Origin of the sequence: Roseovarius salis (assembly GCF_044472985.1) — a bacterium.
Classification (GTDB): domain Bacteria; phylum Pseudomonadota; class Alphaproteobacteria; order Rhodobacterales; family Rhodobacteraceae; genus Roseovarius; species Roseovarius salis.
The window spans coordinates 1-11,348 of record NZ_JBISDG010000064.1; the positions used below are offsets into that span (position 1 = coordinate 1).

Sequence of the window (11,348 nt, forward strand, 5' to 3'; positions counted from 1 at the left end):
GATCGCGCTCGTCGTGCCGGAGCTGCGCCTTGCGGCCGGCGCCGACGACCTGCCGCCGGCGCTCCGGCGGCGGATGGCCGAGCTGCCCGAGCCGTTGCACGGACTCCCCGCAGGCCCGGAGGCGCTGGCGGCGATGGCCGATGCGGTGGCATGCTTGGGCTGGCTGGAGGCGGCACGCGACCGGATCGGTCTGGCCGGGCGTCCCGTGCTGGGCGGCACGGCGGCGGGGGCGCTCACCGCGTTCAACGTGGCCTACGCCGCTCCCGCCATCGGTCTGGACCGGCCCGAGCCGGGCGGGATCCTCAGCTACTCGGGCGGGTTCGCCTGGCCCGGCCTGTTCGTTCCGGGCCGGTACCCGGTATTCGCCTTGCACAACCCCTTCGATACGCGCATCCCCGTCCAGTCCGTCAGGCGCCTGGCCGAGACCGATCCGGACGTCGAGTTGATCGAGGCGTTTGATCATGGGCCGGGAACGCTGCGTGTCTGGCCACAGGAGCCGAGGGATCACGTGTTCGGCCGAATCCGGACGCTGGTGCAGGAATGGAGCGGTGGCACCCCCTCCTAGCCGCCGGTCCAAAGGGCCGGGCGGTCGGAACCGGAGTTTTGCAAAACTCCGGCCCGGAAAATTGCAATTTTCCGCACCGTTTTCTTCGAAGAAAACGGCGTTCGGGTCCGAACCGCGGGATCTGTTGGGCACAGGGGAGTTGGCATGTCCCGGTTCGGACAACCGCCCCACCTGCGGGCGCCGCGCCGGCCGAGCCGGTCAAAATCATCCGCGCGGGCGCATTGGTGCTTTCAACTCGCGGGCTGAAGGCTTAGATACGGTTGACGAAAATCCGAGGGACGCGCACAAACGTGTCCCGACCATGGGAGAAAGAGCATGCTGAACAATATCGGCCTTCCGGGCCTTCTCTTGATCGCCGTTGTCGTGCTGGTGCTTTTCGGCCGCGGCAAGATCTCGTCGCTGATGGGCGAGGTGGGCAAGGGCATCACCTCGTTCAAGAAGGGCGTTGCAGAGGGCAACAAGGAAATCGAGGACAGCTCGGAGGAGGCGGAGGAAACCGCCAAGGACGTCACCCCCGAGAACGAAAAAGACAAGGTTTGATCCCCTAGATGCTTGACCTTGGCTGGACCGAGCTGCTGGTCATCGGCATCGTCGCGCTGATCGTCGTCGGGCCGAAAGACCTGCCCGGCATGTTCCGGGCGGTGGGCAATTTCGTCGGCAAGGCGAAGCGCATGGCGCGCGATTTCAGCAAGGCCATGAACGACGCGGCAGACGACGCAGGGGTCGGCGACGTGAAGCGGTCGTTCGACACCGCCTCCAACCCGATGAAATCGGCCATGAACGAAGTGAAGCAATCGACTGAGAGCTTCACCGAGCGGACGATGGCCGGCCCGAAGAAGAATCTCGATCCCGAGCGCGAGGAACAGGCGGAGAAAATCCGCAAGCGGTCCGCCGAGATGGCGCAGGAGCGCCAGGCGCGCGAGGCCGAGGAAAAGGCCGCCGAAGACGTGTCATCTGCATCCGCCGCGGACGGTGACGGGGCGGACGGGGAAAGTACCCCCCGGCCGCAGCCGGAGACCCCGGACGAGCCGAGCCGCGAGAAAACCGCCAGCAAGCCGGCCAAGCGCGAGACCCCGGCCAGTGACGCAGCCGGGGACGACGCATGAGCCGCACCGACGACGAGATCGAGGACAGCGCAGCGCCGCTGATCGAGCACCTTACCGAGTTGCGCACGCGCCTCATCCGCTGCGTGGTGGCGTTCCTGATCGGCATGATCATCTGTTTCGCCGTCGCGACGCCGATCTTCAACTTCCTCACGGATCCCCTTTGCGACGTTCTGGCCGAACGCGGTCAGGACTGTGACCTGATCTTCATCAAGCCGCAGGAAGGTTTCTTCGTGGCGATCAAGGTCTCGCTTCTGGGCGGCTTCATCCTCGCCTTCCCCTACATCGCCGGGCAGATGTGGCGCTTCGTGGCGCCGGGGCTCTACAAGTCGGAAAAGGGGGCATTCCTGCCCTTCCTGGTGGCGTCACCCTTCATGTTCCTGCTGGGGGCCGCGTTCGCGTTCTACGTCGTCACGCCGCTGGCATACGACTTCTTCCTCGGCTTCCAGCAGTTCGGCTCCGAGGGGCAGGCGGTGCCGCAGGGCGATCCGCAGAACGCGCCGGGGCTCAGCGTCGTGTTCCAGGGGTCCGCGCAGGAATACCTCAACCTCACCATCAAGTTCATCGTCGCGTTCGGGCTGTGTTTCCAGTTGCCCGTGCTTTTGACGCTGATGGGCAAGGCGGGGCTTGTCGGTGCCGAGGGGCTGCGCACCATGCGCAAATATGCCGTTGTGGGCATCCTTGTGCTGGCCGCGCTCGTCACGCCGCCGGACGTGATCACGCAGGTGATCCTGTTCGTCGTGGTGTACGGTCTTTACGAGATCTCGATCTGGCTGGTGGCACGTGTCGAGCGCAAGCGCGAGGAGCAGCTGCGCGCGCAGGGGCTGTGGTTCGACGAAGACGACGAGGACGCCGAAGACGACCCCCTCATGGCCGAGTTCGACGAGGACGAGGACGACAACGGGACAGGCGAGCCGCGGGATGGCGAGGGCCGCCCGTGACCGACCCGCTGGAGCGGATCGCCGCGGCGCTTGAGCGCATGACCCCGGCCCCCGTCGCCGCGCCGGATTTCAGCGCCGCCGACGCGTTCGTCTGGCATGTGGATCCCGACCGGCTGGAACCAGTGGGGCGCGTGAACCGCGTGGACATGGCGCTGCTCGTCGGTATCGACCGGGCGCGTGACACGCTGCTGGAAAACACGCGCCAGTTCGCGAGGGGGCACGCGGCGAACAACGCGCTGCTCTGGGGCGCGCGGGGGATGGGAAAATCCTCGCTCGTCAAGTCGGTGCACGCGGCCATCCTCGCCGAGGGGTTGCCGCTCAAGATCGTGGAGTTGCAGCGCGAGGATCTCGCCAGCGTCGGGCGGCTCTTGAACCTGTTGCGCGACGCCGAGGCGCGGTTCCTGCTTTTCTGCGACGACCTCAGCTTTTCCCATGACGACCAGCATTACAAATCGCTCAAGGCGGTTCTGGATGGCGGGATCGAGGGGCGACCCGAAAACGTGGTATTCTATGCCACGTCCAACCGTCGCCACCTGATGCCCCGTGACATGATCGAGAACGAACGGTCCACTGCCATCAGCCCGTCGGAGGCTGCCGAGGAAAAGGTTTCGCTGTCGGACAGGTTCGGGTTGTGGCTGGGGTTCCACCCGTGCGGGCAGGACGAATACCTGGCCATGATCCGCGGCTATTGCGATGCATACGGCGTGGACATCGATGATGACACGCTGCGCGCCGAGGCGATCGAGTGGCAGGCCACGCGGGGCGGCAGATCGGGCCGGGTGGCATGGCAGTTTTTCACGGATCTGGCCGGTCGCCGGGGCGTGAAGATCTAGCGTGCCTGCGTGCCTGCGCGCCGCGTTCGTGCCCGGACGACGGCACAGGGTCGCTGCCGCTCATCGACCCTTGCGGGTCTCTTCGCGAAGACAGCCGTCAGGCTGGATGAGCGGGCCGGAAACCCCGGCGGCCGGGATTACTCCAGATACGGGTTGGGATCGACGCTGTCGAATCCTTCGCGCACCTCGAAATGGACCGCCGCCGCGCCATCGCCGCGGATCTCGGCCAGCTTGTCGCCGCGCCCCACGCTGTCGCCCTTCGAAACGGACACGTTCGCGAGATTGGAGTACACCGTCAGCAGGTTGTCGGGGTGCTTGACCACGATGATCGGCACGCCGTTGGTATCCTCTGTGATGGCGGCGACGGTTCCCGATGCCGCTGCCGTGACCGGTGTTCCGGGGGCGGCGGCGATATCGATCCCGTCGTTCTTGCCCTTCTGGTAGTCGCGGATGATGTCGCCGCGCACGGGCATGCTCATGCGTGCGCCGGTGCCAGGCTCCGGCTCGCTGAGGTCGGGGGCGGCGGTTGTCTCCACCGGCTCCGAGGCCGGCGCCGTGTCGTCCTCGGGCAGGGGCTTCGAGGCGCTTGGCGGTTCGGGCACCTCGGTGCCTTCGCCGGGCAGCGTTGTGGTCAGGGTCTCTTCGTCGTCGCCGGCCTCCGCCTCTTCGACCCCGGGCTTCAAGGCGCTGCGCGGCTCGTCCGGAAGCGCCACGGGAATGAGAAGATACTGGCCCTCGCGCACGGTGAAATCGCTGTCCAGGCCGTTCCAGTCGGCGAGGCTGCGCACGGAGATATCATAGAGCCGGGCGATCGAATAGGCGGTCTCGCCGCGTTCGACCTTGTGACGTACCGGTTCCACCCCGGAAACGCCCTGCGGTTGCCGCTGTGACGGGGCCGGCTCCAGCGCGGTGGTCTCCACGTCCGTCCCGGCGTCGGCCTCGGCCTCGTCTATGGCGTCGCCGGCCAGCGTGGCGATGTCCACGCCGCCCGGCGTGATCGGTCCGCCCTCGGGCTCTGACACGCGTTCGGGCAGGGCGAGGATTTCTCCGTCGCGAAGCTGGTCCTGCGGTTCCAGCCCGTTGAAGCTTGCCAGCCGCCCGGCATCCGATCCGATGCGGGCCGCCACGGAGGCGACGGTATCGCCGCGCCGGGCCACGGCCACCTGATAGCCGGGATAGGAAATGATTCCGCGCGCATCGGGGGCCGGGCGGTCCGCTGTCGCGCTGCGGGCCGCCTCGGTGGTGCTGGGCGCGTTGCCGAACGCGCCGCGCAGGTCGAAATCCATTCCGCCGTTGCCGCAGCCTGTGGCAAGGATCAGCGCGGCGCTAGCCAGGAACATGGCGGGTCGGCGGGAAATTCTCATCTCGGTCGGGCCCTCGTCTGCTGCGGTTCGTTCACGCGCCCCGCCGTGCCGGGGGCTGCTGGTTGCGCCGTCTATACTGTCACTTCGCGGTTCCGTCTACCCGCCGTCGCGCCCCAGACCCTCTACCAGCGGTACGAAGCGGACCGGCAGGATTTCCTCGTAGTCCAGCCCGTCCTCTCCGCGCGTGACCCGGATGAGGCTCTGAACCGCGTCCGACTGGCCGACGGGCAGGACCATGATGCCACCCACCTTCAGTTGCGCCAGCAACGGCCCGGGCGGATCCTCGGCGGCGGCGGTCACGAGAATGCGGTCGAACGGCGCCTGGTCGGGCAGGCCGAAACTGCCGTCCGCGGTTACCGCGGTGATGTTTGTCAGGTCCATCTGGCGGAAGATCTCGGTTGACTGGACAACAAGGCGCTTGTGCCGGTCCACCGTGTAGACGCGCCGTGCCAGCTGGCTGAGGATCGCCGCCTGGTAGCCCGACCCGGTGCCCACCTCCAGCACCTTGTCGCGGGGCGTCACCTTCAGCGCTTGCGTCATCAGCCCGACGACCGAGGGCTGCGAGATCGTCTGCCCGCAGGCGATCGGCAGCGGCATGTCCTCGTAGGCGCGTGCCGCGAAGTGGCCGCGTACGAAGTGGCCGCGATCGGTCTTTTCCATCGCCGAAAGAACGCGCTCATCCGTCACCCCGCGCGAGCGCAGCGCGAAGAGGAATTGCATCTTGCGTTCGGCGGTATCGGCGGGTTCGCGGGTCATTCGATGGCCTTCAGCGCCTCCAGCGCGTCGTGTGCGGTGAGGTCGGCGCGCATCGGCGTGACGGAGATGTATCCCCGCAGGTTCCAGTCGGCGTCGGACCCTTCCGAGGTTGGCTGCTGCTGCGGCGCCCCGGTGACCCACAGGAATCGCCGCCCGGAGGGCGAAGTCGTCGGCTGCACGCCGAACCCCATGTCGCGACGGAACCCCTGCCGCGCCGCGCGGATGCCCTTGACACCGGAGGCCGGGGTAGGGGGGAAGTTGACATTGTAGAAGATGCCGTAGTCGTCCCGCGTCCACACACCCTGGTCGAGCAGCCGGCGCAGCGTGTCGAGCCCGTGAACGCGGGCGGCTTCGAACTGGTCGTCGAGATCCTTGTTTTCCGGCCCGTAATACTGGCTGAGCGCCACCGCCGGAACCCCCTGGAGGGCTGCCTCCATCGCGCCGCCGAGCGTTCCGGAATAGAGCGCGTTCTCGGCGGCGTTGTTGCCCCTGTTCACGCCGGACAGCACCAGGTCGGGCCGCGCATCCATCACGTCGTGCAGCGCCGCGAGCACGCAGTCGGCAGGGGATCCCTGCGCTGCATAGCGCCGGTCTCCCATGCGCGAAATCATCATGGGCTGGGTAAAGGAAATGGCATGCCCGACCCCCGACTGCTCGAAGGCCGGTGCAACCGTCCAGACCTCGCCCGAACTGCCGGCCAGCTCTTGCGCGATATCGTGCAGGACAGCCAAGCCCGGCGCGTTGATCCCGTCGTCATTGGTGATGAGAATGCGCACTCTGCCAACCCCCTGATGGTCTCGGTCTTGTGTAGCGGCGGTAACCCGCCCGGGCAAGCCGCCGGTGAGCCCTGTTACCGTGCGGGATCTATAATGAACGGGCGTTCAGATCATGGCCAGCAGCCGCGCCGCCTCGTCCTCGGGCCGGGCCAGGACGCTGCGATCCTCGCCCGGGTGGAAACGGCCGCGGGTCGCGGTGGCCATCGGGCGTGGCTCCAGCACGTGGATCTTGGGCCCGGTCCTTGCGCTTTCCGCCTGCCAGCTGCGCGCCAGCGCGATCTGCGCGGCCTTGGTGGACCCGTAGGCGGCGTAGAACTTCTCGCCCCCGCGCGGGTCGTCGAAAAACAGCGCCGTGCCGCCGGAGCCAAGCAATGGCGCCACGTAGTGGACAAGCCGCCCCGTGGCGGTGATGTTGACGGCGACGGATTTCTCGAGATCCTTGGTATCGACATGCGCCGCGGGGCTGAGCGGGGCGGCGTGTACCGCGCAATGCGCCCAAAGGTCCAGACGCCCCCAGCGGTCATGGATGGACCGGCAGAGCTGGGCCATGGCATCCGCCCGGGTGATGTCCATGGGGGCCAGTGTCGCGTGACCGCCACGGGCGCGGATGCGGTCATCCAGCTCTTCCAGTGCGCCTGAGGTCCGGGCCACGGCGATGACGTGATGTTCAGGCGCCAACGCCTCGGCCAGCGCCGCGCCAAGGCCGCGCGAGGCGCCGGTCACCAGCGCGATCCGGGGTGTATCTGTCTCGGTCATGGGCCGGTCCATTCCCATTGTGGCACGCATGAATCAAGTGCTATCGCTTGACTCTGACGCCGCAGGCGCGAAAAACACGTGCACGACGCAAAAAAGCAAAGGACACGAGGACCATGCGCGACACCACTCTTGCCGGGGCCGTGATCGGCACGGACAGCATTCTGAAAAAGGCCGCCCTCGTTCTGGGCGGGACCCTCTTCATCGCGATCGCGGCACAGGTTAGCGTGCCGTTCTTTCCCGTGCCCATGACGCTGCAGACGCTGGCGGTGCTGATCGTCGGGCTGACGTTCGGGGCGCGGCTCGGCGCGGTCACGCTGGTCGCCTATCTGGCCGAGGGCGCGATGGGACTGCCGGTATTCGCCAACGCGATGTCCGCGCCCGCGCTTGTCGGGCCGACGGCCGGCTTCCTGTTCGGCTTTGTGGCCATGGCGTGGCTGTCCGGGCTGGCGGCCGACCGCGGGCTGACGCGCGGCGTGGTCTCGACCGCGCTTGTCGCCGCCGGCGTTTCGGCGCTGCTCTACATCCCCGGCGTGGCGTGGCTTGCCACGTTCATCGGGGCCGGAAAGGCCGTGTTTGCCGGGATGGTGCCGTTCCTTCTGGGCGACGCGATCAAGGCCGTCATCGCCGCGATGGTCGTCTGGGGCGGCTGGAAGGCGCTGCAGGCCAGAAAAGGCTGAGGCCCGGGGCGCGCGCGCACGCGCCACTGCGCCCATCACCATGACGAACGCCGCCCCGCGGGGCGGCGTTTTTCACGGGGTGTGACGGGGTGAAAGGCGCGTGCATTACACCGTGGCGCCGCCGTGTCACTCGGCGGCCTGCACCTTCAGCTCGAAGCCCTTTTCAACCATGTCCGACGGCGTCACCGGGTAGTCGCCGGAAAAGCAGGCGTCGCAGTATTGCGGGCATTGTGCGTCACGCCCGCGCGACTCGCCCACGGCGCGGTAGAGGCCATCGAGGGAGATGAACTTTAGACTGTCCACCGCGAGGTGCTGGCGCATCTCTTCCTCGGACATGGTCGCGGCCAGAAGCTTGTCCCGGTTGGGCGTGTCCACCCCGTAAAAGCACGGCCACGACGTGGGCGGCGAGGCGATGCGGAAATGCACCTCCTTGGCGCCGGCATCGAGGATCATGTCCTTGATCTTGCGGCTGGTGGTGCCGCGCACCACGCTGTCATCCACCAGGATCACCCGCTTGCCGCGGATCAGCGCGCGATTGACGTTGAGCTTGAGCCGAACGCCCATGTTGCGGATCTGCTCGGTCGGCTCGATGAAGGTGCGGCCCATGTACTGGTTGCGCACGATCCCCATGGCGTAGGGAATGCCGGATTCGCTGCTGTAGCCGATCGCGGCGGGCGTGCCGCTGTCCGGAACGGGGCAGACTAGATCGGCATCCACGGGTGCCTCGCGCGCCAGCTCCACCCCGATCTGGTGGCGCGTCTCGTAGACGGAACGCCCGCCGATGATGCTGTCGGGACGCGAGAAATAGACATGCTCGAAGATGCAGAACCGGCCCTTTGCCGGGCGGAAGGGATAATGGCTTTCCACCCCGTTCTCGGTGATGACGACCATCTCTCCCGGCTCGATCTCGCGTACGAAATCCGCACCGATGATATCCAGCGCGCATGTTTCCGAGCTCAGCACCCAGCCGTCGCCGACCTGCCCCAGAACGAGAGGCCGTACGCCAAGCGGGTCGCGCACGCCGATGAGCTTGGTGCGCGTCATTGCCACGACCGAGAATGCCCCCTCGACACGGCGCAGCGCGTCCTCCATCCGCTCGGGGATGCTGCGCTGGAAAGACCGCGCCATCAGGTGGATGATGCACTCGCTGTCCGAGTTCGACTGGAAGATCGAGCCGCGCTCGATCAGTTCGCGGCGCAGCGCGTCGGCATTGGTGATGTTGCCGTTGTGGGCAAGCGCCGCGCCGCCCATGGCGAACTCGCCGAAAAAGGGCTGTACGTCGCGGATGACGGGGGCCTTGGCCCCATGGGTGGAATACCGCACATGGCCGATGGCGAGCGGGCCGGGCAACGTTTCCATCAGGGACTGCCGGGTGAAGTTGTCGCGCACGTAGCCGAACCGCCGGGCCGAGTTGAAGCCCTGTTCGGGGTCGTGGGCAACGATTCCCCCCGCTTCCTGTCCACGATGCTGAAGCGCATGGAGGCCGAGCGCGACGAAATTCGCCGCGTCGGCCACGCCGAGCACGCCGAACACGCCGCATTCCTCGCGCAGCTTGTCCTCGTCGCCGGACGGGGGGTGGTGATGATCGTCGCCAGTGTCGCGCCGGCTGTCGTGTTCGCCGCAGTCGCGCACCGCATCAAGGTCGAAGGGGTGTGCAGGGGGCATGTGTCTTGCCACGGGCAGCTCCGAATCTCACGGTTGCTGTATGGTCCCTACATAGGCCCTAAGACGCCCGGTGTCACGAAACTATCACGAAAATGATTCCGCTGCGGCCCTTGAGCGTGATTTCCCGGCGGCAGTTCAGCCCCGCTGGCCGCCCCGCGACGCGGGTCAGGTGGCGTCGCAGGCCCCCACCAGTTCCTCGTACTGGCGGGTGATCCAGCCGAGCGCCGCCTCGGGATCGCGATCCTCGACACTGTCGGTCAGCCGCGAAAAGACCCGTGCCGAGCGGCTGTCATCGATCACGGCAATATCCTGCGAGGTAACGATCGTTTCGTAGACGAAATAGGCGATGGCCACCAGCAGCACACCGCGCGCGACGCCGAAGAGGAAGCCGAGCGCCTGGTCGATTCCGCCGACGGCCGAGCGCTGCACCAGCGACGAGAACAGCGGCGTGATGAGCGAGGCCACGATCAGCGCGACCGCGAAGATTGCCGTGAAGGCGGCGATCATGGACAGCTCGCAGCTGTCGGCGAGGAAATCCCCCAGAACGGGCACCTCGCGGACAAGCGGCTCCACCTGGGGTGCGAACATGAAGGCCAGAATGCCCGCCACGATCCAGCCCGCGATGGCCAGTGCCTCGCGTACGAGGCCGCGGGAATAGGCCAAGAGCGCCGACAGCACGATGACAAGTGCCACGACGCCATCGATGATGGTGAACCCGTCCATGAAGCTCTTCCCGTCCCTTTCCCGCGCCTAGCCCGCGCCGAACATGTCCCCGACGAAGCCCGCGAGATCGCCATACTCCCGAAGGTGCATCGCGTCCGCCCCGCCGGTCTTGCCGCCCGCCGGGACGACCGCGCTTGTGAAACCAAGTTTTCGCGCCTCTTTCAACCTGTTTTCGGTTTGCGCCACGGGGCGCAGCGCGCCCGACAGGCTGATTTCGCCGAAAACCGCTGCCTCGGGGGGCAGGCCTGTATCCTCGCGCGCGCTGAGCAGGGCGGCGGCCACGGCGAGGTCCGCGGCGGGCTCCGAGATCTTTATGCCGCCCGCCACGTTGAGATAGACGTCGAGCCCGGCGAAGGGGATGCCGCAGCGCGCCTCCAGAACGGCAAGGATCATCGCCAGCCGGGCCGAGTCCCAGCCCACCACCGCGCGTCTTGGCTGGGCCAGGGGGGTGGGCGCCACCAGCGCCTGCAGTTCCACCAGCAGCGGGCGCGTGCCCTCGATCCCCGCGAAAACGACCGAGCCCGGCGCCGGCGTGCCGCGCCCGGCAAGGAACAGCTCGGAGGGGTTGACGACCTCTTCCAGCCCGCGGCCCGTCATCTCGAACACGCCGATCTCGTCGGCCGCCCCGAAGCGGTTCTTGACCGAGCGCAGGATGCGGAACTGGTGACCGCGCTCGCCCTCGAAATACAGGACGGTATCGACCATGTGCTCGACCACGCGCGGGCCGGCGATCTGGCCCTCCTTGGTGACGTGCCCCACGAGGATGACGGCACAGCCCTTGCGCTTGGCAAAGCTGGTCAGCTCGTGCGCCGCCGCGCGCACCTGCGCGACCGATCCCGGCGCGCTCTCGACCGTGTCGGACCAGATCGTCTGGACCGAGTCGATCACGACGAGACCGGGCGTCTCGGCCTCCAGCGTGGTGAGAATGTCGCGCAGGCTCGTGGCCGCGGCCAGCTGAACCGGCGCCTCCGAAAGCCCGAGGCGCTGCGCGCGCATCCGGATCTGGGCCCCGGCTTCTTCGCCCGAGACGTAGATGGTCCTGACCCCGGCGGCGGCGAAGCGCGCCGCCGCCTGCAGCAGCAGCGTGGATTTGCCGATGCCCGGGTCGCCGCCGACCAGCGTGGCCGAGGCCGGCACCAGCCCGCCGCCCAGTACCCGGTCGAGCTCGGCCAGGCCCGAGGCGGCCCGC

The 11,348-nt window shown here is 67.5% G+C and carries 13 protein-coding genes; 6 read left to right on the forward strand and 7 right to left on the reverse strand.

The genetic code is table 11. The features are described 5' to 3' along the window. From ACH13J_RS17320 to ACH13J_RS17340, 5 genes are all read left to right on the forward strand, one after another. Positions 1 to 565: hypothetical protein (locus tag ACH13J_RS17320; protein WP_397544603.1), on the forward strand; the 565-nt coding region annotated here is incomplete at its 5' end. A 315-nt stretch (positions 566 to 880) separates the two neighbouring features. Continuing rightward, the gene (locus ACH13J_RS17325; RefSeq protein WP_397544604.1) at positions 881 to 1,105 is read left to right on the forward strand and encodes a twin-arginine translocase TatA/TatE family subunit; all 225 of its coding nucleotides are present in this window, start codon (positions 881 to 883) and stop codon (positions 1,103 to 1,105) included. 8 nt (positions 1,106 to 1,113) lie between these two features. Continuing rightward, positions 1,114 to 1,671 carry a Sec-independent protein translocase protein TatB gene (gene tatB, locus ACH13J_RS17330; RefSeq protein ID WP_397544605.1) on the forward strand — a complete coding sequence of 186 codons (558 nt, stop codon included), beginning with the start codon at positions 1,114 to 1,116 and terminating at the stop codon, positions 1,669 to 1,671. Next, positions 1,668 to 2,609, forward strand: coding sequence for a twin-arginine translocase subunit TatC (gene tatC, locus ACH13J_RS17335; protein WP_397544606.1), 942 nt, complete (start codon positions 1,668 to 1,670; stop codon positions 2,607 to 2,609). Before tatB ends, tatC begins: the two co-directional genes overlap by 4 nt. Continuing rightward, positions 2,606 to 3,442, forward strand: coding sequence for an ATP-binding protein (locus tag ACH13J_RS17340; RefSeq protein ID WP_397544607.1), 837 nt, complete (start codon positions 2,606 to 2,608; stop codon positions 3,440 to 3,442). The genes tatC and ACH13J_RS17340 overlap by 4 nt, the downstream gene beginning before the upstream one ends. Positions 3,443 to 3,579: 137 nt before the next feature. Here the strand turns inward: ACH13J_RS17340 and ACH13J_RS17345 are convergent, their stop codons facing one another. The 4 genes from ACH13J_RS17345 to ACH13J_RS17360 form a co-directional block, all read right to left on the reverse strand. Then, a complete protein-coding gene (locus tag ACH13J_RS17345) occupies positions 3,580 to 4,782 on the reverse strand; it encodes a peptidoglycan DD-metalloendopeptidase family protein (RefSeq protein ID WP_397544608.1) in 1,203 nt (400 codons plus the stop codon). A gap of 120 nt (positions 4,783 to 4,902) precedes the next feature. After that, positions 4,903 to 5,562, reverse strand: coding sequence for a protein-L-isoaspartate(D-aspartate) O-methyltransferase (locus ACH13J_RS17350; RefSeq protein ID WP_397544609.1), 660 nt, complete (start codon positions 5,560 to 5,562; stop codon positions 4,903 to 4,905). Next, entirely contained in the window at positions 5,559 to 6,338 is a 780-nt protein-coding gene (gene surE, locus ACH13J_RS17355; protein WP_397544610.1) for a 5'/3'-nucleotidase SurE, read from the reverse strand. The genes ACH13J_RS17350 and surE overlap by 4 nt, the downstream gene beginning before the upstream one ends. Positions 6,339 to 6,443: 105 nt before the next feature. Continuing rightward, a complete protein-coding gene (locus ACH13J_RS17360; RefSeq protein ID WP_397544611.1) occupies positions 6,444 to 7,094 on the reverse strand; it encodes an SDR family NAD(P)-dependent oxidoreductase in 651 nt (216 codons plus the stop codon). 113 nt (positions 7,095 to 7,207) lie between these two features. Here ACH13J_RS17360 and ACH13J_RS17365 point away from each other — a divergent pair, with 113 nt between their 5' ends. After that, positions 7,208 to 7,771: a biotin transporter BioY gene (locus tag ACH13J_RS17365; RefSeq protein ID WP_397544612.1), complete on the forward strand. Its 564-nt coding sequence runs from the start codon at positions 7,208 to 7,210 to the stop codon at positions 7,769 to 7,771. 126 nt (positions 7,772 to 7,897) lie between these two features. Here the strand turns inward: ACH13J_RS17365 and purF are convergent, their stop codons facing one another. The 3 genes from purF to radA all read right to left on the reverse strand — a co-directional run. After that, complete coding sequence (gene purF, locus ACH13J_RS17370) at positions 7,898 to 9,436, reverse strand: amidophosphoribosyltransferase (RefSeq protein WP_397544613.1); 1,539 nt, start codon at positions 9,434 to 9,436, stop codon at positions 7,898 to 7,900. A 165-nt stretch (positions 9,437 to 9,601) separates the two neighbouring features. Continuing rightward, positions 9,602 to 10,159, reverse strand: a complete 558-nt coding sequence (locus ACH13J_RS17375; protein WP_397544614.1) for a CvpA family protein — start codon at positions 10,157 to 10,159, stop codon at positions 9,602 to 9,604. A gap of 27 nt (positions 10,160 to 10,186) precedes the next feature. Continuing rightward, on the reverse strand, positions 10,187 to 11,348 hold a 1,162-nt coding region (gene radA / locus ACH13J_RS17380), incomplete at its 5' end, for a DNA repair protein RadA (protein ID WP_397544615.1).

Coding starts and splice junctions, on each gene's coding strand:
- ACH13J_RS17325 (WP_397544604.1), top strand. CDS start 881: ATGCTGAACAATATCGGCCTTCCGGGCCTTCTCTTGATCGCCGTTGTC.
- tatB (WP_397544605.1), top strand. CDS start 1,114: ATGCTTGACCTTGGCTGGACCGAGCTGCTGGTCATCGGCATCGTCGCG.
- tatC (WP_397544606.1), top strand. CDS start 1,668: ATGAGCCGCACCGACGACGAGATCGAGGACAGCGCAGCGCCGCTGATC.
- ACH13J_RS17345 (WP_397544608.1), bottom strand. CDS start 4,782: ATGTTCCTGGCTAGCGCCGCGCTGATCCTTGCCACAGGCTGCGGCAAC.
- ACH13J_RS17350 (WP_397544609.1), bottom strand. CDS start 5,562: ATGACCCGCGAACCCGCCGATACCGCCGAACGCAAGATGCAATTCCTC.
- ACH13J_RS17360 (WP_397544611.1), bottom strand. CDS start 7,094: ATGACCGAGACAGATACACCCCGGATCGCGCTGGTGACCGGCGCCTCG.
- ACH13J_RS17365 (WP_397544612.1), top strand. CDS start 7,208: ATGCGCGACACCACTCTTGCCGGGGCCGTGATCGGCACGGACAGCATT.
- purF (WP_397544613.1), bottom strand. CDS start 9,436: ATGCCCCCTGCACACCCCTTCGACCTTGATGCGGTGCGCGACTGCGGC.
- ACH13J_RS17375 (WP_397544614.1), bottom strand. CDS start 10,159: ATGGACGGGTTCACCATCATCGATGGCGTCGTGGCACTTGTCATCGTG.